The organism is Pseudomonas sp. 300 (genome assembly GCF_055803035.1).
Genome location: NZ_JAVLRV010000002.1, coordinates 2,100,714 through 2,122,701 on the forward strand (window position 1 = coordinate 2,100,714; position 21,988 = coordinate 2,122,701).

The 21,988-nt window shown below is 58.9% G+C and carries 21 protein-coding genes and 1 pseudogene; 13 read left to right on the forward strand and 9 right to left on the reverse strand.

Going from position 1 to position 21,988, the window contains the following annotated elements:
- Positions 1–76: 76 nt before the first annotated feature.
- On the reverse strand, positions 77–682 hold the full coding sequence (locus Q7W83_RS16040; protein ID WP_473656336.1) for a DUF6338 family protein: 606 nt from the start codon (positions 680–682) through the stop codon (positions 77–79).
- Positions 683–861: 179 nt separating this feature from the next.
- Complete coding sequence (locus Q7W83_RS16045) at positions 862–1,869, reverse strand: AraC family transcriptional regulator (RefSeq protein WP_150637184.1); 1,008 nt, start codon at positions 1,867–1,869, stop codon at positions 862–864.
- A gap of 166 nt (positions 1,870–2,035) precedes the next feature.
- Here Q7W83_RS16045 and Q7W83_RS16050 point away from each other — a divergent pair, with 166 nt between their 5' ends.
- From Q7W83_RS16050 to Q7W83_RS16065, 4 genes and pseudogenes are all read left to right on the forward strand, one after another.
- On the forward strand, positions 2,036–2,887 hold the full coding sequence (locus Q7W83_RS16050) for a 3-hydroxybutyryl-CoA dehydrogenase (protein ID WP_150634193.1): 852 nt from the start codon (positions 2,036–2,038) through the stop codon (positions 2,885–2,887).
- Positions 2,874–3,476 carry a TetR/AcrR family transcriptional regulator gene (locus Q7W83_RS16055; protein ID WP_150634194.1) on the forward strand — a complete coding sequence of 201 codons (603 nt, stop codon included), beginning with the start codon at positions 2,874–2,876 and terminating at the stop codon, positions 3,474–3,476. The genes Q7W83_RS16050 and Q7W83_RS16055 overlap by 14 nt, the downstream gene beginning before the upstream one ends.
- Positions 3,477–3,639: 163 nt before the next feature.
- Positions 3,640–4,053, forward strand: coding sequence for a VOC family protein (locus Q7W83_RS16060; protein ID WP_150634195.1), 414 nt, complete (start codon positions 3,640–3,642; stop codon positions 4,051–4,053).
- 47 nt (positions 4,054–4,100) lie between these two features.
- Positions 4,101–4,211, forward strand: a pseudogene (locus tag Q7W83_RS16065) (LysR substrate-binding domain-containing protein); the annotation flags it as partial.
- An 8-nt stretch (positions 4,212–4,219) separates the two neighbouring features.
- On the opposite strand, the gene Q7W83_RS16070 reads toward Q7W83_RS16065, so the two are convergent.
- Positions 4,220–4,435 carry a TOBE domain-containing protein gene (locus Q7W83_RS16070; protein WP_008032823.1) on the reverse strand — a complete coding sequence of 72 codons (216 nt, stop codon included), beginning with the start codon at positions 4,433–4,435 and terminating at the stop codon, positions 4,220–4,222.
- Positions 4,436–4,825: 390 nt separating this feature from the next.
- Here Q7W83_RS16070 and Q7W83_RS16075 point away from each other — a divergent pair, with 390 nt between their 5' ends.
- From Q7W83_RS16075 to Q7W83_RS16100, 6 genes are all read left to right on the forward strand, one after another.
- Complete coding sequence (locus Q7W83_RS16075; RefSeq protein WP_473656337.1) at positions 4,826–6,895, forward strand: type VI secretion system Vgr family protein; 2,070 nt, start codon at positions 4,826–4,828, stop codon at positions 6,893–6,895.
- Positions 6,892–7,746 (forward strand): DUF4123 domain-containing protein, encoded by an 855-nt coding sequence (locus Q7W83_RS16080; protein ID WP_473656338.1) that lies wholly within the window; start codon positions 6,892–6,894, stop codon positions 7,744–7,746. The genes Q7W83_RS16075 and Q7W83_RS16080 overlap by 4 nt, the downstream gene beginning before the upstream one ends.
- On the forward strand, positions 7,743–8,516 hold the full coding sequence (locus Q7W83_RS16085) for a hypothetical protein (protein ID WP_473656339.1): 774 nt from the start codon (positions 7,743–7,745) through the stop codon (positions 8,514–8,516). The genes Q7W83_RS16080 and Q7W83_RS16085 overlap by 4 nt, the downstream gene beginning before the upstream one ends.
- Before the next feature lie 13 nt (positions 8,517–8,529).
- Positions 8,530–9,324 carry a hypothetical protein gene (locus Q7W83_RS16090; protein WP_150637190.1) on the forward strand — a complete coding sequence of 265 codons (795 nt, stop codon included), beginning with the start codon at positions 8,530–8,532 and terminating at the stop codon, positions 9,322–9,324.
- 12 nt (positions 9,325–9,336) lie between these two features.
- Complete coding sequence (locus Q7W83_RS16095; protein ID WP_473656340.1) at positions 9,337–11,526, forward strand: lipase family protein; 2,190 nt, start codon at positions 9,337–9,339, stop codon at positions 11,524–11,526.
- 348 nt (positions 11,527–11,874) lie between these two features.
- Positions 11,875–12,222, forward strand: coding sequence for a DUF6124 family protein (locus Q7W83_RS16100; RefSeq protein ID WP_473656341.1), 348 nt, complete (start codon positions 11,875–11,877; stop codon positions 12,220–12,222).
- Between the two features lie 50 nt (positions 12,223–12,272).
- On the opposite strand, the gene Q7W83_RS16105 is transcribed toward Q7W83_RS16100, so the two are convergent.
- From Q7W83_RS16105 to Q7W83_RS16125, 5 genes are all read right to left on the reverse strand, one after another.
- Positions 12,273–13,064 (reverse strand): energy transducer TonB, encoded by a 792-nt coding sequence (locus Q7W83_RS16105; RefSeq protein WP_473656342.1) that lies wholly within the window; start codon positions 13,062–13,064, stop codon positions 12,273–12,275.
- Positions 13,061–13,507: a protein TolR gene (tolR, locus tag Q7W83_RS16110; protein ID WP_150632347.1), complete on the reverse strand. Its 447-nt coding sequence runs from the start codon at positions 13,505–13,507 to the stop codon at positions 13,061–13,063. Before tolR ends, Q7W83_RS16105 begins: the two co-directional genes overlap by 4 nt.
- Positions 13,508–13,520: 13 nt before the next feature.
- Positions 13,521–14,222, reverse strand: coding sequence for a protein TolQ (tolQ, locus tag Q7W83_RS16115; protein ID WP_473656343.1), 702 nt, complete (start codon positions 14,220–14,222; stop codon positions 13,521–13,523).
- Between the two features lie 96 nt (positions 14,223–14,318).
- Positions 14,319–16,232, reverse strand: a complete 1,914-nt coding sequence (locus tag Q7W83_RS16120; protein WP_473656344.1) for a phytase — start codon at positions 16,230–16,232, stop codon at positions 14,319–14,321.
- 74 nt (positions 16,233–16,306) lie between these two features.
- Positions 16,307–18,835, reverse strand: a complete 2,529-nt coding sequence (locus Q7W83_RS16125) for a TonB-dependent receptor (protein ID WP_150632344.1) — start codon at positions 18,833–18,835, stop codon at positions 16,307–16,309.
- Positions 18,836–19,216: 381 nt separating this feature from the next.
- On the opposite strand from Q7W83_RS16125, the gene Q7W83_RS16130 reads away from it, so the two are divergent.
- Together Q7W83_RS16130 and Q7W83_RS16135 are read left to right on the forward strand one after the other, a co-directional pair.
- Positions 19,217–20,131, forward strand: coding sequence for a GGDEF domain-containing protein (locus tag Q7W83_RS16130; protein ID WP_473656345.1), 915 nt, complete (start codon positions 19,217–19,219; stop codon positions 20,129–20,131).
- A 9-nt stretch (positions 20,132–20,140) separates the two neighbouring features.
- The gene (locus tag Q7W83_RS16135) at positions 20,141–21,172 is read left to right on the forward strand and encodes an AraC family transcriptional regulator (protein ID WP_150632342.1); all 1,032 of its coding nucleotides are present in this window, start codon (positions 20,141–20,143) and stop codon (positions 21,170–21,172) included.
- 54 nt (positions 21,173–21,226) lie between these two features.
- On the opposite strand, the gene Q7W83_RS16140 is transcribed toward Q7W83_RS16135, so the two are convergent.
- Positions 21,227–21,421 (reverse strand): hypothetical protein, encoded by a 195-nt coding sequence (locus Q7W83_RS16140; protein ID WP_150632341.1) that lies wholly within the window; start codon positions 21,419–21,421, stop codon positions 21,227–21,229.
- Positions 21,422–21,654: 233 nt separating this feature from the next.
- Between Q7W83_RS16140 and Q7W83_RS16145 the strand changes: the two genes are divergently transcribed.
- Positions 21,655–21,861 carry a hypothetical protein gene (locus tag Q7W83_RS16145; protein ID WP_150632340.1) on the forward strand — a complete coding sequence of 69 codons (207 nt, stop codon included), beginning with the start codon at positions 21,655–21,657 and terminating at the stop codon, positions 21,859–21,861.
- The last annotated feature ends 127 nt before the right edge of the window (positions 21,862–21,988 follow it).

Here is a 21,988-nt window from a genome sequence, read left to right on the forward strand (position 1 = left end):
GGGGGGGGAGGACCACCATTATCCCAGTCCTCCATTAACCGCCTTAGCTCAGGCGGCATTACGTTCGGCATTTTGCTCATTTGATCCCCCCTATTGTTGTTGCAAATTCGACCCACTGTACTTTTGAAGCATCAATAACAATAACCTTGGCCCTGACAGGCAACGGATTGCCGTGGTTATCAATCCAGCGAGGAAACTCGAGAACAAACTGCCCGTTTGAAGGCTCCGATGGCCATTCGCTTGGCCAGCCAAACAAGCGCTTCCCTCCGATCAAATGCAATATCACGAATCCCTGCCTCGATAAAAAAGCACTGTACCACTCGCACGGAAACGAATTTTGAGTGGTGACTTTCAGCTTCCTGAGTAACGCATGAAGCTTGTCGCTGTTCGCGACGTGACACGAAAGAAATCCCATCACCACCGCAATCACGGCTGACCATAAAGCTTCCGACTTCTTGTCCCACGCGCCGACTGAAAAAAAGTGCTCCCCCGCTAAAAGCAGCAACGATCCTAAACCGACAACCAGCGACTGAATCACAAACGTGAAAATCAGTGCCTGGACTATCTGTCCAAAGGTATCCGGGCGCTTGAATGCCGTGAGCGTGTAGAAAATCCAGGCAGCCAAAAACCCCGGAAGCAAATACTGAAGTAACGGAATTACCTCCTTGACCAAGCCATCCATGCCATTTCCAATCCATTGAAAAGTTCGACCGAGAGCAAATTAATAACTCACATCGACGGCTCATGTCATCCGCTGTTCCTGTGCTGTCGTGACAAGAGATTTCAGGTTAAAAAGCACGGAAAATTCGTACAAACAACCGAGAACAATCAGATAAAAACTCAATCTGACTCCCACGCCATCTACTCCAAAAACCGCGCCCGATACCGTCCCGGACTCTCCCCCGTCCACTTCTTGAACGCCCGGTGAAACGCACTTGGCTCCTGAAACCCCAACTGTTCGGCAATATCGCCAATGCTCGCGTTGCTCAGCCGCAATTGTTCAAACGCAACCCCGCGTCGCACTTCGTCCTTGATCTCCTGATACGAACACCCTTCCCGCTCCAGTTTGCGGCGAAAAGTGCTGGGGCTCAGATGTTGCTCCAGGGCGAAGGCCTGCAAGGTCGGCCATTGGCTGTAATGGCTGTTGCGCAGGCGCTGGTGAACTTGTGACGCGAGCCCATGCTGGTTGCGAAAGCGGATCACCAGCCATTGCGGCGCGGTGCGTAAAAACACTTTCAGCGAGGCCAGGTCCTGAACGACGGGCAGGCGCAGGTAGTGGCTCGCGAACTCGATCTCGGTGCGTTCGGCACCGAAGGTCAGATTGGGACCCCAGAGCAAACGGTCATCGCTGAGGGACACGCGCTCATGGCGGAAGTCCGCGCGGTCGATGGGGATGCGCCGCCCGCCCAGCCAGCACAGCAGGCTGATCATCAGCACCAGAAAAGTCTCTTCGCCCAAGCGTGCGACGTCGTCGTTTTGCGCGTGAGTCTCCAGGCTGATGACCGCACGCTTGCCGCGCACCGTCAGCGTGCCGCGAAAGTCGCGCAGGAACAGGGAGAAGTTGCTCAGGCACTGACGCATGGCTTTGTGCAGGTCGGGCTCCTGAATCAATGCGCGGCAGATCAGGGCGAAGCTGCCCGGGGGCATGCCGTGCGAGTCGAGCCCGAAGAACTCATCGTCCAGTTCGCGGATCTGGATCAGCCATAACGCAGCGAACGCACTGGCCGGCACCCGCGCCACCGGTTGCTCGATCAACGCGGGGTCGATACCGGCCTGTTCCAGCGCCGCCCTGCGCCGCTGCGAACTGTCCCCCAGCCCATGGATCATCGCCTGTACGAAATAGGCGGCCACCGAGTCCTTTTCCCGCATCTGAACGCTTCGCTCCCCATCACCCGAATGGCAAAAAACACCAGCACCGTTGAACAGTTTCGGCATAGGACAACCGCCCCGCCGGTTCTAGACTCGCGGCCAATAGTACGCCTTCGACCGCTACGACGGCCAAGGTATCGCAGGGTTTGATCGGAAGGACGGGTATATGAATCTGCAAAACATTGGCGTGATCGGCGCAGGCACCATGGGCAACGGTATTGCACAAGTCTGCGCCCAGGCCGGCTTCAACGTGACCTTGATCGATATCTCCGAAAGCGCGCTGCAAAAAGCTGTTGCGACCGTTGGAAAGAACCTCGATCGGCAAGTTGCCAAGGACACGCTGACGGAAGTCGAAAAGTTCGCCGCCCTCGACAGGATCCGCACCAGCACCGATTACAGCAGCCTGCACAACGTGCAACTGGTGATCGAAGCCGCCACCGAAAACCTCGACCTGAAACTGCGCGTGCTGCAACAGATCGCCGCGCAGGTCAGCACTGAATGCGTGATTGCCTCCAATACGTCGTCGCTGTCGATTACCCAACTTGCCGCCAGCGTCAGCCAGCCTGAGCGATTCATCGGCCTGCATTTCTTCAACCCGGTGCCTGTGATGGGCCTGATCGAAGTGATCCGTGGCCTGCAAACCAGCGACGCGACCCACGCGCTGGCGCTGGACATGGCCACCACCCTGGGCAAAACCGCGATCACCGCCGGTAACCGTCCAGGCTTTGTGGTCAACCGGATTCTGGTGCCGATGATCAACGAAGCGATCCTGGTGTTTCAGGAAGGCCTGGCCAGCGCCGAAGACATCGACGCCGGCATGCGCCTGGGTTGCAACCAGCCCATCGGCCCGCTGGCGCTGGCGGATTTGATCGGCCTGGACACCGTGCTGGCGATTCTTGAAGCCTTCTACGACGGTTTCAACGACAGCAAATACCGCCCGGCGCCACTGCTCAAGGAAATGGTCGCCGCCGGCTACCTGGGACGCAAAACGGGGCGTGGCTTCCATGCCTATGCCTGAGCGTTGCTCACGTTTCGCCGAGTACCGCGACAAAGTGCTGGAGCTGTTTGCCAGCAAGGGTTTCGGTCAGGTCGGCATGCGTGAGCTCGCGACGTGCCTGGGGCTCGCCCCGGGCTCGTTGTATCACCATTACCCCAGCAAACAGCACTTGCTGCTCGACCTGATCGAGGAGTTCTACGAAGAGCTGTTGGCAACCCTGGGGCGCATCGAGCAAAAGGCTTCGGCAAAACGCGACAGGTTAAACAGCCTGATCCGCGCGCACCTGAACCTGCATCAGGAAATGCCCTGGCACTTTCGCCTGGTCGAGCGCGACAGCGGCTGCTTGAATGACGAGCAGCAAGCACGCGTTCGGCAGTTGCGCGAGCAGTACGAACGCAAATTGCTGCTGATGCTCGGAACAAAATCCCGTCTCAGCGAACAGGGGCAACATGCCGCCGGGCATGCTATCGCCAACCTGCTCAACAGCGCACCCGGCTGGCTGGCGCAACATGCGTTGGATGAGCACGAGCGTGACGAGCTGCTGGAAAATCTCGTCGGTGGGGCCATTGAGCGTTTACTGCGCCCGTCGGTGACTCGCGTAGCCGCCTGATGCGCCATTGCGGGAAGCCATAAGCCGCGCCGCCGCAATAGGAAAAACATCTAAACCAATGTTGCCAATTCCCGCCTCTAACGCTTTGCTATGGAGTCCAACTGCCGCAGAGCCGGAGGTGAAACGCGCCTTCCTCTGCCTCCTTTGTCATCGGGAGTAAAACATGAAAATCAATCCCTACCTGATCTTCAACGGCGACTGCAAAGCCGCCTTCACCTTCTATGCCCAAGCCCTGCAAGGCCAGCTCGACGTCATGATGACCTTCGGTGAAAGCCCGGCGCGTGAGCACTTTCCTGCAGACCTGCACAACTTGATCATCCATACCCGTCTGTCGGTGGGCGACCAGGCAATCATGGGCTCGGATACCACACCTGACCGCCCCACGGATGACATGGCCGGTTGCTCGGTGTCGCTGAACGTCGACAGCATTGCCGAGGCGGAACGAGTCTTCAGCGCACTGGCGCAAGACGGCAGCGTGCCAATGCCGCTGGAAGCGACCTTCTGGGCCGCGCGCTTCGGGATGCTGGTCGACCGGTTTGGCGTGTCGTGGATGGTCAATTGCGAAAAGGATCAGTGAACCTGAAGGCATGAAAAAGCCCGACCTGAAAAGGCTGGGCTTGCTGGAAACTCCCGGACCTCACCGGGTACCGTTGGATCCGGCCTGACACCGCCAACCTGATCGCGCGCAAGGCCTATGACCTGATTCGCGCGAGCCAGGGCTTGTCGTTTTCTTGAAAGTCGATTCAGAGCTTTGCAATCGAGACCTCGGTCGATTTGACGAAGGCGATGACTTCGCTGCCCACCCTCAATTCAAGATCGCGCACCGAACGGGTGGTGATCACCGAGGTGACAATCCCTGAAGCGGTTTGCACATCGATTTCCGAGACCACTTCGCCTTCGACGATTTCCTTGATGACGCCCTTGAACTGGTTGCGAACGTTGATCGCTTTGATGGTCATGATGCAGCTTCCTGTGTGATATCGAACGCATCCGAGCGGATGTGCAGGCACTCAAAGTGCACCTCCCGGAACGACATTAAAAGGAATAAATAATTATCTATTTATATCTTTTAGAAATATAAGACCCGCCCGCACGAATGGATCACACCCACCCTGCAGGAGCCAGGATTGTTGGCGATGACCCTCTCAAATTCTTCTTCGCTGGCAAGCCAGCCAAATAGGTAGCGTCACTTTGGGAACCGTCTGACATCAATTCCCAAGCACCCTTGGTAGCCTCATACAAAACCCGGCTACGGGGCGTTCTGTTGTGATCTGGCCAAGGAAGGTCATTTACGCGTGCTGCATCAACGTCCCGGAGCCTGTGCCTCGTCACAGGAAAAGGAAACCTGGATGGTTAATGCAAACCCTCACGCCCGCTTCAGCCTCACGATCGATGACGTTCAACATGACCTTCAGGTGCTCGGGTTCACCGGCAAGGAACTCATCAGCCAGCCATACACCTTTGAGATCGAACTGGTCAGCGACAGGCGCGACCTGAATCAGAACGACCTGCTGAACACACTGGCCTTCCTCGCCTTCAATAACGCTGGCGATGGCATTCACGGGCAAATACATGGTGTGAGCAAAGGCAGTCTCGGTAATGGACTGACCCGCTACAGCGTGACGCTGGTGCCTCGCCTGGCGTACCTGGACCACCGCATCAATTGCCGCATTTTCCAGCAAATGACCGTCCCGCAAATCATTGCGCAGGTGCTGGAACCCCATGGCATCCACCGTGATTTCCACCAGTTTCACCTGGGCGGCGTGTATCCGGATCGCGAGTACTGCGTTCAGTATCAGGAGTCAGACAAAGCGTTCATAGAACGCCTCTGCCAGGAGGAAGGTCTGCACTACCACTTCCGGCACAGCCGCGAAAAACACGTCATGGTGTTCGGCGACGACCAGACCGTGTTTCCCCGGCTCGACCGTCCGACCCGCTATAAACACGACAACGGCATGGTCGCCGAAACGCCGGTGATCAATCACTTTGACGTGCAGGTGCAAGCAGGCACCAGCCGCACCACACGCCGCGATTACGATTTCAAAAAAGCACGGATTTTACTGGAGGCCGAGAGCAGGCCTGATACTTCCCGAGCTCAGCCGGATCTTGAGGATTACCACTACCCCGGTCGTTTCATCCAGCGCGATCGCGGCAAGTTGTTGAGTCAACGCGCGCAGGAGCGTCACGGCGCCGAGGGCCGTGTGGCGCGGGGTAAAAGCGATCAACCGGTGCTGCTCTCCGGGCACTTCCTGCCACTGACTGAACACCCGGATGACGAATGGAACGACCTGTGGCTACTGACTGAAATCGAGCATGAAGGGGCGCAGCCGCAAGTCCTGCAACAGTACGCGGGCTACACGGGCACCGGCGTTGAAAACGGCTTTCAGGGTTATCGCAACCAGTTCCTCGCCACGCCCTGGGACGCAATCTACCGCTCGCCGCTAACCCACCACAAACCGCGCATTGCCGGCGTTCAAAGCGCCGTGGTCACCGGCCCGACAGGCGAGGACATCCACTGTGACGAGTACGGTCGGGTCAAGGTGCAGTTCTTCTGGGACCGAGAAGGTCGCAACGACGATAAAAGCAGCTGCTGGCTGCGAGTCTCCTCCCTCCTGGCCGGCAACGCCTTTGGCGGCGTCGCCTTGCCGAGAGTCGGCATGGAGGTCCAGGTCAGCTTTCAGGACGGCGACCCTGATCATCCCGAAATCATCGGGTGCCTCACCAACAGCGCCAATCCGCTGCCCTACGAATTACCCGCCAACAAAACCCGCAGCGTCTTCCGTTCCCGCAGCTCGCCCGACAGCACGGGGTTCAGCGAACTGCACGTAGAAGACCGCGCCGGCCGGGAACTGATTTACCTGCGCGCCCAGCGGGACATGGAACAGCGAATAGAAAACGACAGCCGTCTGGAGGTCGGCAACGAGCAGCACACCACCGTCAAGGGCGACAGCGTTACCGTGCTGCAAGCCACGGAACACCGCACCACCCGCGGTGATCGGCAGACACAGATCAAGGCCAACGATTACCTGCAGGTTGCCGGCAACAGCCATACCCATGTTGATCAAACCCTGGCATTTGGCGCTGGCCGGGCGGTTGTCATTGAAGCCGATCTGATCATTCTGAAGGCCGGGACTAAGATCACGATCGAAGCCGGTGGTGAACATTTACAGGTCGGCGGCGGCGGAATTTTCGGCAGCAGCGAACTCCAGGTGGGTGGTGCTCCCCTGCGCATACCGGCCGCCTCGATCGCAATGCCTCGGTCAATTGATGGTTTATCCGTGCCACCAGAACTGCCGCCCATGCTCGCCTCGTCCCAGCCCGCACTGATGGCGGCAAGCAACGCGTTGGCGGCGGATTTCTGCCCGATCTGCGAAGCCTGCCGGGATGGCGTCTGCCCAACGGAAGGAGCCGCCGCATGATCAACACACTCCCCCGTCAATGGATGAACGAACAGCACCGCTCGGGCCACGAAGTGTGTCTGGTGCTGGACTCGCAGAACGAGCGCGAAACCCGTCAGCTATTGTTGAAGTCCAGCGGACATGACCAATACCTGAGCGTCTACAACGCAACAACCCTCGCGAACCTGGCCGATGCCGGTCCGTTTATGTTCACCCTGGAACAGCCCGGCGACAGACGCCTCGACGCCCTGCTGGATCATCCCGAGCGCAACTGGGGCTGGCTCGCGAGCGTGGAAAAAGGTGCCCTGCGTGGGTTGGCCAATCACTGGCAAGAACGATTGATTGTCGGGACGCGTCCCTATCAGGCGCTGTACCGCTTTCACGACAATCGAGTGCTGAGCCGAGCGCTAAAACATCTGCCAGCCGAAGAATATCCGGCCTTTCTTGGGCCGGCGATCAGCCTCTGCTACTGGGACGGCGCAACGTGGAACACAACTCACAACCCCGCCCCCGGCACGTATCCCGTACCCGACAACCCACACTGGTTGCGCATCCCCCAGCCCCAACCGCAGGCCTCGGAAATTCGCCGGCTCAACGCCCATCGCTACTTGTTGGCCGAGCATGTTGAGGCTTACGCCAATGTCGCCGAAGAGCATGAACCTGATACGTGGTTGCGTGAGCGTTTGGCCCTTGCGGATGCGTGGGGGTGGGTAGCGCCGGAGCAGTTGCAATTTCTGCTGATTCAGAGCCTGCAGGCGCCGGGGTTTACGTTGCCGCCGGAGTGGGAGGTGCGGGGGAATGAGAGCCCGACGGAGCACTTTGAACGGGTGCAGCACTGGGTGGGGTTTTGGCGAGGGGATGTGCCGATATGAAGCGGATATCGAGTATTGCAGGGGTGGTTTGTTGTATGGCGTTGGTCGCGGGTTGCTCTACCGGGCAGCAGAACACATTCACCTTCACCGCCGACTTACCACCCGATTTTGCTTACGTCGCAGCGGTTTACTACACACCCGCCGAAGGTGAAACCTGCACTGTTAAAACAAAGGACAACTTGGCGCCGGTTTTCAATGACCAATGGCGGAAAGAATACAAACCAGATTCCGAAATAGAGATTCATATAACGCGCAAGGGCTGCCCGTTGGTCGTTAGGCGTATCGAACTGGAGATCAACTCGGCGTATGGAAAAGATCGAGGCGACTTCGGCAGGGAAAGCGCCATGGTCGTCATTCGCCAGGAATTGAAGGAGCAATCGAAAGGCACTTTTAGTGAAGCGGGTGAAAGTGTCTTTTACGGTCAGTGCCAGTGGCTGTTTCGCACAGCGGGAGCTCAGCGACGCATCGTTAAAATCCTCGACTGTAAAGCAACTGATGAACAGGGAGAGCTTAAACGTGGCCGTCCATTTTCGGCTTACACCCTCGATCAACTTCCGGGCAAGACCGTGAAAATGAAGATCATGTTGGCCGACGTAGAGCGACCGGCCATTGCGGGCACCTGGGTCAAGGTACCTGACGGGTGGAAACGCTGCATGGGCGACAACTTTGAAGACCAATACGCGTTTTGCTTCGGTAATTACAAAGATTTCAGCACCTTCAAAATGGTGGATGGACGCGTCTGTACTATTTACCCCGGCTGCTCGGAATAAGGACATTAATTACATGCCATTCTTTTCTTCGCAGAAGAAGTTGCTGTTGAAAATTTCTACTTTGAGTTGCTGCATCACATTAATCACCAGCTGTGCAAAGACCCCGCCGAATACGTTCACCTTCACCGCCGATTTACCGCCCGAATTTGCCTACAAGGCGATCGCCGAGTATGTGCCCGCCAAAGGTGAAACCTGCTCCGTACCGGGGGGAAGGAATACGGCCGTCGGGTACAACATGAAGTGGCGTGAAAGTTACACGCCGAATTCTGAAATCGCCATCTATCGGACAGTCAGTGGCTGTCCGCTGGTGATCAGGCGCATCAAGCTGGATATCAACGCTTCGTATTGGACACATCGGGGGGATTTCGGTGGGGATAGTGCAATGGTCATCGTCCGCGATGATCTGGAGGAAGAGTACAAAGGCACGTTCAGTGACGCCGGCGAAAGCACTTTCTATGGCCATTGTCAGTGGCTGTTTCGCACTTCAGGTGCGCAGCGACGCATAGTCAAAATCCTTGACTGCAAAACAGCGAACGCCCGAGGCGAGCCGCAACGTGGCCACCCGGTTTCGGGGTACAGCCTCGATCAGTTGCAGGGCAAAACCGTAAAAATGAAGATTACGTTGGCCGCGGAGGAACGACCTGGTTGGGGTGACACATGGGTCGAAGTACCCGGCGGATGGAAGCGTTGCATGGGGAATGGTTTTGAAGATCAACGTGCTTATTGCAACGGCAATTACAAAGACTTCAGCACCTTCACATGGCCGGATGGCCGCATCTGCACCATCTACCCCGGTTGCACCGAATAAGGAAATTTGGACATGAATTCATTGGAACAAGAATTGATATCACCGTTGAGCAGCACGGTGCTGACGTGCCCCGTACAAGGTAGATGGACCAGCTTCCAACTAGTCGACGAAATTGGCTCTGGCGAACCATACGCCGGATTGGCCTATACAGCGACCGACTCGGAAGGCGAGAAATACCACGGGTACTTGGATGTTACTGGGATGGGTAAGGTCAGCAATCACTTTGCTGGTCCCATTGTGCTGATCGTTGACCAGAAATACCAAGGAGCCACCCCCCCTTACAAAGATGCGGTAACGAGGCCGCACTACCCGCTCAAAATCACTGAACTCCAAGTCCGAGCCGAACAAACCCGCTATCTGAATCAAAACTCAACCCGCACCCGGAATAATCCGGCACAAGCCTGCGCGGATGAGTTCCTTCAAGTAGAAGTACGTCACTTGGTAAAGCATGTTTCACACCTGCCGCCCGAGGTCTATCGTCATTATCCCCATAGCCCGAACCGAGCGAGAACCATGGGTGAACATGGGAGGCTCGGTGTTGCGCTGATGCCCCTTAAACACACGGTTCTTGAAGTGCGGCCTCTGCGAGCGTTACGCCCAATGCTGTCGACCGACCCGGAGTTTTGTGCGCTGAATCTCTACCAGCTCGCGCTGATGGCTACGCTGAGTTATTGCCCGTTCGGGCAGCAGCCTGACGGTCATCCGGTAAAAACGACAACCGTGACCTTCCCTATACAACCCAGCGTGGGAAATTGGTTCGGCGATGCGCTGGCCAAGTCTGAAGAGTTGTGGCGTGTCGATGCCGCGCAAAAACAAGCCTTCTACCCACTGTATGAGGACGTGCCTTACTCCAAACGCCTGGAAATCGTGCCTTTCGATCCAGGCCTCTATGACGTCAACAAACTCACGCAAGAAGGCGATCAGGAACATCCTGCAAAAATTCACTTTCTCGATGACAGGACGCTTGGTAGTGACGCGACTGATACCCAAGCGTTCATCACTCACAGCGATGAACTGATACTGATCGCGGTACGTGGCACTTATGAACTTATAGCGGATGGACTACGCGATGCAGATGCATTCCAAGTGCCGTTTGAAGACACAGACAGCAAAGTGCATCGAGGTTTCTATGAATCCGCGCAAACTGCCTACGAGTTCGTCGTTAACTATCTCGAGAAATTTTACGCCGGACAGAAGCTCATGATTTGCGGCCACAGCCTCGGTGGTGCGGTGGCATTGATCCTCTCGGAAATGCTGCGTCGTCGCCCGGGCTTCGACTACACCCTCCAGCTCTACACCTACGGCGCACCCCGCGCAGGCGATGCCAATTTCGTCGCCGGCGCGAAGGGCCTGGTGCATCACCGCATCGTCAACCACAACGACCCGGTGCCGAGCGTGCCGGGGACTTGGATGGACACCAAGGCCGATGTTTTTGGAACGGGGTTGGCGTTGACGTTTGTCAACGTGCCGCTCGGGTTGTCGGTGTTTTTTGCGGGCATCACGAACTGGACGGGCGAGCCGTACGATCACCATGGTTCGTTACGGCATTTCATGCCTGTGGAATTTGAGCGTGGGATAATGTCCGCGATCCTGTGGGAACCCGGCTGCGACACCATCACCCAACATGCGGCTTGCAGCTTGGCGATTCAGCAGAAAAACGGGTTGCCCCATCGGCCGCCATTACTGGCGCAGATCTTCCAGGCCGGAAATCATTTAATGGCCGGCGGATATGTTCCGGCGTGTTGGGCGGTTCTGTTGCGGTGGCAGCAAGCGCACGAGAAAAAGCGTTCGCGGGTGACGGATCTTGAGTTTGATCGGGTCGCGAATTCGCTGGCACGAATCACCACACAGTTGCGTGAAATAGAACGTAGTTTAACGGCGCGTTCGGAGGCTTACGTGCGCACCCAGGAGGACAACATCCGAGCACTCGGCCTGGAAAAAAACAGGATTGCAATCACAGTCGATCGCTTGAAACGCGTGCGTGAAGAGAGGGTGACCGCACACGCGCTTTACGGGTCGCTGCTGGAACAGCCTGAGCAACTGAAGGCTAACGTGGCGCGCTGGCTGGCTCATCCTGAGAACAAGGTTAAAGACCCGTTCGCCATGGCGCCGGAGGACCCTGAGGGGGACGCGCTGATGAGTTCAATCTATGGGCGCACTATCGGCGCGCCGTACACGCTGGATATCGATTCGATCTGTTAAACACGCCTGTGTTTAAAAGCCTCGCCGGTAACTTCGCGAAAGCTACAGCGCCTTGCGTCATTGCCTACGGGTACGCCAGAATCCGCCGGCTTGTGCGCCTTGGGCCCGGGTTCTATCGTTGGTCGGTCGCTGAAAAACAGTGATCGGGTTTGGTAGCCCGGAGTACTGCGTACAACGCTCCATTATGCTGACGCCCTTTCAAGGTCGTGGCTTTTATGGTGGTCGTGCGCAGGGCCTTTTCGAAGGCGCCGGTTCCAGTACTCCGGTCTACCAACCTGTGCATGGCCACCACCCCTCGTTTGGTAGCGAGAGTGATGGCTCCATTCAGAAAGTACTGGAGATCCATCTATGCCTAAGCCAACACCCAACCCGCCGGAAACCGATCCGACATCCCCCTCCGAAAATCTCAGCCCGGAAAAACCCGACGAAACCTCGGAACGCATCCCCTCCCACGCCGACATCCGTGCCACCCCACGCACACCGAGCACGATGTACACCCTCGATCCACAGATCAACACCGAAGACCTGTTGGGACACGCTTGCGAGTCACTGGCCTCAGCCCATGTCATGACCATGGATCTGGCGGACCGAACGCACGGGCCGAGTCGCAATACCCTGCTGGGCATTGCCCAAGTGATCATGCTGGGCGAACTGAACGTGAACCGGGCGCTGGATCAACTCGATCCGGTCGAGTAATCGCTGCCCTGCGGCGAGGGCGAGCGCCCTCGTCACGGCCACTGATCGAATCACTTGATCCGATAATGAAAGGTATTGCGCACCGCCGGTACCGATACCGCCTGACCCTCAACGACTTTCGGCTGGTAACGAAAGGTGTTGGCAGCGATCAGAGACGGACGCATGAACAGTGGATGGCAACCGTCGAGCACTCTGAGGTTTTCGACTTTGCCCTGTGGGTTGACCGTGTATTCCACGGTGCAATCGCCTTCGATGTTCTTGTCCAGCGCCCGTTGCGGGTAGTCCGGCGCTTCCTTGCTCAACGGCAAATACTGGCGGCTGTTGGCAGCGGCCTGTGCCGCTTGCTGACGGGCGCGGTCTGCGTTCAGGCGTGCTTGTTCGGCTTGTTGTGCCTGTTGCTCGGCGACGCGTAGTTGTTCCGCGCCGCGGGCGCGCTTTTCCGATTCAAGACGCTGGCGTTGTTGCTCGGCCTGAAGGTCACGCTTTTTGTCTTCGACCCGTTTACGCGCCAACGCCGCCTGCTCGAGTTTTTGTGCCTGGATGTGTGGGTCGACGGCAGGTTTGGCCGGGGCTGCGACAACCGGTTCGGCCGGTGCCGGCTCGACCAACGCCGGTTCCGGTGCCACGGGCGGCAATGCCGCAGGCAACATCACCAGTTGGGTCTTCAATACGGCCGGCGATTCGACGCGTGGTTGTTCCGGTGACCAGCCATGCACCAGCAGCGCCAGAACGATGACATGCAACGCCACCGCGAGGCTCGCCGCCAGACTGTTTTGCCAGAACCCACTGCGGACACTGCGCGGCAACGTCATCGCTGGGCTATGCATGATCATCGCCGTCATTGCGGGGCCTCGGTCACCAGCCCGAGATGACTGACGCCGCCCTGCTGCAACGCCGCCATGGCCGCGACGACGCTGCCGTAACCGGCATCCTTGTCGGCTCGGATGTAAACCTGGGTGTCGTGGCGCTCGGCGACGATGTTCGCCACCTTCACGCGCATGTCGTCGAGGGTCACAGCGCTGTCAGTCTGGTGTTGAGTGTCGAGTTCACCACCAAGGTTCCAGTAGTAACCGCCCTCGGCCTTCACCGACAGCGTGAGAATCTGCTGACGGCTGTCAGAAGCCAGGGCTTCACTGGCGACCTTGGGCAGCTCGATCTTCACGCCTTGGGTGAGCATCGGCGCGGTGACCATGAAAATCACCAGCAGCACCAACATCACGTCGATGTACGGCACCACGTTCATTTCGGCTTTGGGTCCGTGCTTGCGTTGCGGTTTGATCAGCATGTTCACGCTCCTCTCAGGCGGCGACGGCCAGGTTCATCGGTGTGCCGTGCAGCGTGCGATGCAGGCGCACTTGCAGCTCATTGCCGAAGGCGTAATAGCGAGTGAGCAACGTCTGGCTGCGGGAGGAAAAGCGGTTATAGGCAATCACCGCCGGAATCGCCGCAAACAGGCCGATGGCCGTAGCGATCAGCGCCTCGGCGATGCCTGGCGCCACGGTCGACAGCGTGGCTTGCTGCACCAGGGACAGGCCGAGGAAGGAATTCATGATCCCCCACACCGTGCCGAACAGGCCGATGTAAGGGCTGACCGAGCCGACCGTCGCGAGGAACTGCAAGCCTTTCTCCAGCTGCACTTCCTGCTCGCTGATCGCCACATAGAGCGCGCGCTCCACCCCTTCGAGCACCACGTCGGCGGCGTTGCCCGGATGCTGGTTGAGATGATTGAACTCGTGAAGCCCTGCATGAAAAATCGGCTCCACGCCGCTCTCGTTATGAGCCGTTTCCCGATACAGCGGCAGCAGGTCCGAAGCGCCGCGAAAGCGCTGCACAAAGGCATTCATCTGCCGTTCGCGCTGCTGTAACAAGCGGCCGCGCTGGATGATCAGGTACCAACTGAGTAACGAGGCCAGCAACAGGGTGAGCATGACCGCCTTGACCAACAAACTGGCGTCGCTGATCAGCCCCCAGATTGTCATGTGTTCGAGCGTGGCCTGCATGGTGAAACTCCTTATCTGAAGCACTCGGGCCGTCGATGCGCGACGGCTGCCGAGCTATTGGATGAAAGTGGGATGACACGTTGATGACAGGGCGGTTCAGGGCAGATTCAGGGCTTGAGTGACCTGCGCCCAGGGCACGAACTTGAAGTTTTGCGTCTGCTCGGGCATGCGTTTGCGGCCGTCCTGCACCACCAGCAAGCCTTGGCTCCAGGGTCCGCCGAGGTTCACCGAGGTGACTTCCAGGCCATCGGTTTCCGACGCGCCATCGATGCCCAGTGCCGCGTTCAGACCGACGCGAAAGGCGCCACGCGAGGCGAACGGTGGCTCGGCGTCCAGCACCAGGTAACTGTCGTTGCCTTGACTTGAGATCACCAGATAGTCACGCGCCGCGCTTTGGTACAGCGCCAGACCTTCAACATCGGCATGCAGTTGCGACCCGACCTTGATCACGCTGGTCAATGTCGCCGGTTGATCGGCGCGGGCATCCACCGCCCACACGCCGACATCTTCTTCACCGAGAAACAGTCGCTGGCGCTGGTCATCGGCCACGCAACCTTCTGGCTGGCTGTCGACCTTGAACTGGCGCACCAGCTCACCTTGCACACTGCCGTTCGGCGCGCTCAGGCGGTATTGCAGGAACGTTCCGTCCTTGCCATTGGCGATTGCGTAGAGCTCGCCACTCGCTGGCTGAAACAGGCAGATGCCGTAGATTTCCTTGAGCTGCGTGGGGATCTCGCCGGCTTCACGCAGCTCGCCGCTCTGGCGGTCGATGCTGAACAGGCTGAGGCTGTTGCGATCGCGGTTGCTGGCGACAGCGAGGTCGACGGTGTGTGCGCCAAGTTTGAAATTCGGCCGCAGGTCGACGTTGTTCAGGCGCCCGACCGGCAACTCCTGCAACAACTTGCCTTGCAGGTCATACGCCAGCAATCCCTGCTTTTTGTTGGTGCCGAGTACGCGACTCAGAGAGGGTTGCTGCGGATGAATCCAGATCGCCGGATCGTCTGCCGCATCGCCCTGACGCCCGACCGGATCGCTCTGGCTGAGCGCTTTTACGTTCGCCAGCACTGGCGCCAAGGGCACCGGCGTCGGCTGCCAGTTCAGTTCGCCCTGATACAGACGACCGTCGTCATCGTCGCGCAGCAGGATTTGCAGGCCTTTATCGGTCTGGCGCAGGGCAAGGTTTTCCGGCTCCTTCAAACCTGACAGCGCCACACTGCCCTCAGCCGTCCAGCGTTCGCCTTGCTGTTGATAGACATGCAGCTGCGCCGCTTTCGGGTCCAGCGCAACGATGCCACCCGGCAGCAATGCCATGGCGCCTGCGGTTTTCTTGATCGCGCCGAACGGTTCGCGCATCGCCACCGGGCTGCGCGTGACATCCCCTTCTGGATGCGCCGGATACGCCCACCAACCGACGTTTTCCTCGTTGACCACCAACTGATTGGCGCCGTCATCGACCTGACAATCCGTGGCCGAAGGTGGCAGCGGCACACCGCGTACCCGTTGTGGTTGCGGGTTCAGCGCCGCGCCGTTGCCCACCAGCCATTGCTCGCCCTTGCCCTCCTCGCCCACCAGAAACAGGAACAGGTTGCTGGCTTCGTCGCGATACAGGCACAGACCGTTGACCGGGTAATCCCGCGTCGGCAGATACACCGGCTGACCCCACATGCGTTTGCCCGGATCGAGGCTGACCAGCAGCGCTTGCTGACGACTGTTATCGAGGCTGGCGACCAGTATCTGTTGGCCGGCGACGCGACTGTCGACGCCACTGAACGATCCCTTCAAACGCGCCAGCTCCTGGCCTTGCGCATCGAGTTGCAGCAAGCCGTCACGCTCGCTGGCAGCCAGGCGTTCGGTGCCTCGGGTACCCGGCAGAAACGCCACGGCATCGACCGACAGATTGGCTGCCCAGGGTGTCAGGGTCAGGCTTGGCGCAGCCGCCAGTACCGGGCCGGCGGCCAGGCTGATCAGTACGGCCAGCCAGTGGTGCTTGGATGGAAACGAAATACTCATGAAAGTCCTTGTCGTGAAATCGTGCGACGGCCATCACCGGCGAGCCGGCTCCTACAGAAGCGATGGGCATGGGTTTAGAAATGGGTGAAGGTCAGGCCGAGCTTGTAGGTCGGGCCGTATTCTTCGTACTGGCCGTTATAGGAGCGGTGGCCGGTGTAGACGAAATACGGCTCGTCGGTGAGGTTCTGCGCCTCGAAGCTGACCTGCAGGTTTTTAGTCAGCGAGTAACGGGCGCTGAAGTCGATAAAGGTCTGGGCATCGACGTGGAGGTCGTGGGCCTTGTCGTTGATCGAGGCCAGCTCATAGAGGTAATCCGATTTGTAGTTGGCCGACAGACGCAGGCTCAGCTTGTCGTCTTCCCAGCCGAGCATCAGGTTGCCGACCGTGTCGGACTGGTTGGGCAAATCGATGCTGCGTTTGCGGTTGACGCCACTGGCGGAGTCGAAGCCTTTGATCTCGGCATCGGAACGACTGAAGGTGGTATTGGCGCCAATCAGCAGGCCGTTCCAAGGCGCCGGCAGCCAGTCGAATTTCTGTGAGTACGCCAGTTCCAGGCCATAGAGTTTGGCGCTGTCGCCGTTGGCGAAGGTGTGAGCCTCGGTGAAATCGACCCACGCACCGGTGCCGGCCAGGTCGGTGTTGTAGACGAAGTTCTGGATGTCCTTGTAGAACACGAACGCCGAAACGGTACCGGCGCGCCCCATGTAGTGCTCGATGCCGAGGTCGAGGTTGCTCGATTCCAGCGGTTTGAGGTCCGGGTTGCCGAAGGTGGCCTCGTCATCGTCGATGACAAACCCCGGCGCCAATTGGCCGAAGGTCGGGCGCACCACGGATTTGGTCCAGGCCGCGCGCACCTGGGTGTTCTTGTCCAGTTGATAGCGTGCATGCAGCCCCGGCAGCCAATGGTGATAACGGCGTTTGGTCTCGGTGGACTCGAACGCGCCATCCGTCACGCCGGTGCCCTTGGCTTCGAACTCGGTGCCCTCGTAGCGCAGGCCGGCGATGAAGCGCCAGTCGTCGATATCGATCGTGTTCATCAGGTAGCCGGCGTTGATGTCTTCGCTGATCTTGAAGTCGTTGACCCGCGATTCGGCCTCGTCGTAGAAGTCCGCCTGATTCAGGCCGCCGATCAACTGCTTGATCGCGCTGCCACTGATGCCCGGACCGAACTGGCCCAGACGGTAGTCGACGTTACCCTTCTTGAATTTCGTCAGGTTGAGCTGCTCGTCACTGAACCCCAGATCGTCGAAGTCTTCATAGACCCAGGCGTCGAGATCGTTGTCCTTGTTGCGCCGGCTGACCTTGCCGCCGAATTTGACCTGAGACGCATAGCCTTTGAAGTCGTAGTCGCGGGCGAGGTCCAGGCGCAGGTTTTTCTCGGTGTCGGTGGTTTTCTGTTTTTCCCAGTCGACTTTGTCGAGGCTGAAGTTGTTCGGGTCATAGAAGGCCTGGCCGATGATCGGCCGGGGTTTGTCATTGTCGTAGAAGCCGGTGTTGGCGAAATCGTCAATACCGGTGAACGCCGCGCTGGCGATGTGGCCGGGGCTGTCTTCGCTGGAGCGGCTGTAACCGGCCTGGCCGCTGAGCGTCCAGAGACCGAACATGCGCTCGCCGCCGAACACATAGGACTGGATTTCCTGGGTCTCTTCACGTTGCTTGAGCTTGCGCGAACCTTCGGCATCACCCAGCTCACCCGCGGCCTGCGGATCGGCGAATTCGAGGCTGGTAGAGTTGCGCGTTTCGCTGTCCTTGTAGCGGCTGTAGAGCGTGCGCAGGTAATAGCTGCTGAGGTCATCGGGTTTGTAATCGAAGTTCAGGCCGCCGCCGGCGCGTTCGCGGCTGATGTCGTAATCGCGCTGTTCGAACTCCTCAAGTTTGGCGCCCTGCGCGAAATCCCAGGCACCGCCGGTTTCGACGTTGTCGGAACCGAAGTCGCGCTTCTGCCAGCTCAGTGCGGCGGCGACACCGAAGTTGTCGATGCCGTCGCCGAGGCTGAAACGGTCACTGATGGCGCCGGAAAACTTCGGGCTGGTCTGGTGGGAGTTCTTGTCGTAACTGGCTTCGCTGCTGCCGGTGTAGAACAGGCCATGGTGATCGAATGCCGAGAGGCTTTTCACATCGACGGTGCCGCCCAGGGAGTTGGCGTCCATGTCCGGGGTCAGGGTCTTGATCACCGACAGTGACTGCACCAGCTCCGAAGGCAACACGTCGAGGGCGACGGCGCGGCGTTCGCTTTCCGGCGACGGCACCAGCGTACCGTTGATGGTCACGCTGTTGAGGTCCGGCCCCAGACCGCGCACGCTGACGAACCGCCCTTCACCCTGATCTCGCTCGACGCTGATCCCCGGCAATCGCTGCACCGCTTCGGCCACGTTTTCGTCCGGCAGTTGCGCCACGCCGTCGGCATGTACCACGCTCTTGATGCTGTCGGAATTGCGTTGTTCCTTGAGTGCCTGGTCGATGCTCGCCGCCTGCCCCACCACTTCGACGTGCTCGGTGTTCGCTGCGGTTTCGGCGGCGCTCAGGCGCTCGCTGACCATCGCCATGGCCAATGCGGTGAGCGTGAAGCTGACGAGCCCGGCGGTGCTGCTGCGCTGGTACATGATGGTCCTCCCCCAAGAGTCCGATTACGCCAGGCAAGTCGCCCGGCAACTGGGAGGGCACGCTAGGGTCGGGGGATGACCGTTCTGTGACAGGGGTTGGCGGCAAGTGCTGTAAACCGGGGTTTTGCCGGAGTTTGAGGGTAAAACTGAGCTGATTTGACCCGTCAACGCTGAACACTTGTTCGAGCTGGTTTGCCAGCGATGGCGTTCCCGACATTGCCGAAACGTTTGAGATTGATCGCCAGCAAGCCGGCGCCTACAAAAATGGCGTGACCGGGTGAGCTGATTCGACCCCTCACCTGCGTTTCAGCACAGTCACCCCGCTGTCACAAACATCTGGTGTGCTGACGCGCATTGCCTCTTCGCCAAAGGATTCCGGCCATGTTCTCAGTGCTCAAACCCCATCGTTGGAAACTCGCCCTGCTGCTGTTGGCGGCGAACGCGGGATTGCTGCTGCACTTGGCTTGTGGCGAGTTGAAAAGCGTCAGCGAATGGGTCTGGCTGGACATCATCGGCGAAGGCGGTTCCGCGCTGTTGGCATTGGTCTGGCTGGGACTGGTGCTCAAGAGCCGCCCGGCCGGGCGCGTCACCAATTACCTCGCGCTCGGTTTGAGCGGGATCTTTTTCTCCTGGTGGATCGACAGCCTCGACGAGTTCATCCGCCTGCCCGACAGCATCACCTGGGACCACTGGCTGGAGTCCGGTCCGATGCCGGTGGGCTTGATTTTGCTGACCATCGGCATCTATCACTGGCACCGTGAGCAACTGGCGATCAGCGCACAAATGGAGAAACGCGAAAAGCTCTTTCGCGAACACCGGCTGTTCGACAAGCTCACGCCATTGGGCGGTGCCGACTACCTCAAGCGTCAGTTGACCGTCAGCCTTGAAGAAAGTCGGCGACAACAGCAGCCGTTGTCATTGCTGGCGCTGGACGTCGACAATTTCACCGCCATCAATCAGACGTTCGGGCATGCCGAGGGCGACGCGGTGTTGCAGGCGCTGAGTCATTTGCTGCTGCTCAATCTGCGGCGCCAGGATTTGCTCTGCCGGCTGGCCGGCGACCGTTTCGTGGTGCTGCTGCCCAACACCGGCGAAAGCCAGGCACGGTTGCTGGCGCTGGAGCTGCAACAAGCGGTTCAAGGCTTGGCGCACAAAACCCGACAACATGGCGAGCGCGTACACCTGTCGGCCAGCACCGCCGTGGTCATGGCGGTCAACGAGGCGCCGGACGCCCTGCTCAAACGCCTCAACCTCGCACTGGCCCGAGCCAAGCAGCCACTGGCGAAATCGGCCTGAGGCGCGCTCATGACCCTGAAAACCACATGGTACGAAACCGACAGCCGCTTCATTCCCGGGCATTACCAGCCCGCGACCCTGATCGACCTTGCGCTGTCCCGGGACATCGACAGCCATCGCCTGCTGCGCGGGACCGGCCTGTTCCATGACGACATCCTCGCCGGCCAGACCCGCCTCAGCCCGCAGCAGTTTTTCGGCCTGATCAGCAACGGCCGACGCTTGCTGGACGCCGACGATAGCAGCTTCCTGTTCGGCCAGCGCTTGCTGCCGGGGCATTACGGCCCGGCGAGCCACGCCTTGCGCCATGCGCAAAACCTGCACCAGGCCCTCGACACGCTGGTTCAGCAACAGGCACTGCTCAGCCCGTTAGCGACGCCACGGTGGGTGCTGGATGACAAACATGCCTGGTTGTATTGGCTGGACAGCTGCGGCGCAGGCGAACAATGGCGCTTTCTGCTGGAGGCGAGCATGACGTCGCTGGTGGCCATGAGTCGGGCAATGAGCGGCCAGCGTTTGCCGTGGGAATGCAGTTTCAGCCATGCCGAGCCGCGCTATGTCGAGCAATACTGGGTGCATTTGGGCGAGCACACGCAGTTCAAACGCCCACTCGACCTGATGCGCATCCCACGGGAATATCTCGCGCTTGCCTGGCCTGGCGCAGCAGCCACCGCCGGCCAGGTCGCCCGCCAGGAAGCTCAAGGGCAAATCGATCAACTGGGCTTTACCTCAAGCTTTGTCGATTGCCTTTATCGCTACCTGCAAACCCATGTACGACAGACCCCAAGCCTCGAACAGGCCGCCATGGCCTTCGCCATGAGCCCGGCCACGCTCAAGCGCAAACTGCAAAAACACGACACCGGTTTTCAGCAACAGGTAGACCTGGTGCGCAAGCACGTGGCGCTGTACCTGTATCAGATCAAGGGGTTCAGTAACGAAGAGGTCGCGGAGTACCTTAGCTTCAACGATGCGGCAAATTTTCGGCGCTCGTTCAAACGCTGGACAGGCAGTACACCCAACCTGATTCGGCAGCTCTTCAGTTGAGAGACGGCATGTCAGGCATGAAAAAGCCCAACCTGAAAAGGTTGGGCCTGATCACTATTGTCGGCTGTCCATCATTTTGTCGGCGAGCGCCTTGGCTCTTTCAATCAACAGATTCTGCCTGTCCTCATGAGTGGCGCCTCCCACCACCGGTGCCGTCAGATTGCTTTCCGCAATCAGCGCAGCGCAGAAGTATTGATCCCAGACAGCTTTGTCCTCGGACGTCCGGCTGGTCATTCGGTCGGCAATCATATGCGGCTCCTCCTGATGAAGTAGCACTGCCAGTTTACGCCCGATTCAAGGACATCCAAGTGTCACCATTCGTCGCTTAGGTAACCGCGACAAAGAATCGCCTCAGCCTCTGGCGCAGGGATTGCAAACGCCGGTCATAGCCGCCCGGGAACGACGTAATTCTGACGCGGCAACTATCAAATCAATGTTACGGACGCCAGCCCTGAGCTGGGTCTTTTACCCGGAGATGTAACGTGTCAACTCTCAATGAAATCGCAGCGAACCACGCGAAAATGGCGAAAAAACTGGCGGGAGAGTCGACCGAAATGTGTGAGCGACTTCCGCTGGTAGTGGGTGGTTTCGAGGTTTCGTCCGTTGACGAGCCGCCGCACATTGCGCTGCATCTCATCGCCGCCGCGCAGGACAACCCGCCTGGGCAGGCTGCGGGTTATTTGCTCTGATAGAGCGCTAGCCGACAAACAAAAATCCCGCATTACGCGTAATGCCGCTCACCTTGGTGGCCCCGGTGTCAGGTGCACGCACTCCCCCTGTAGGAGCTGGCTTGCCGGCGATCGCGGAGGATCAGTC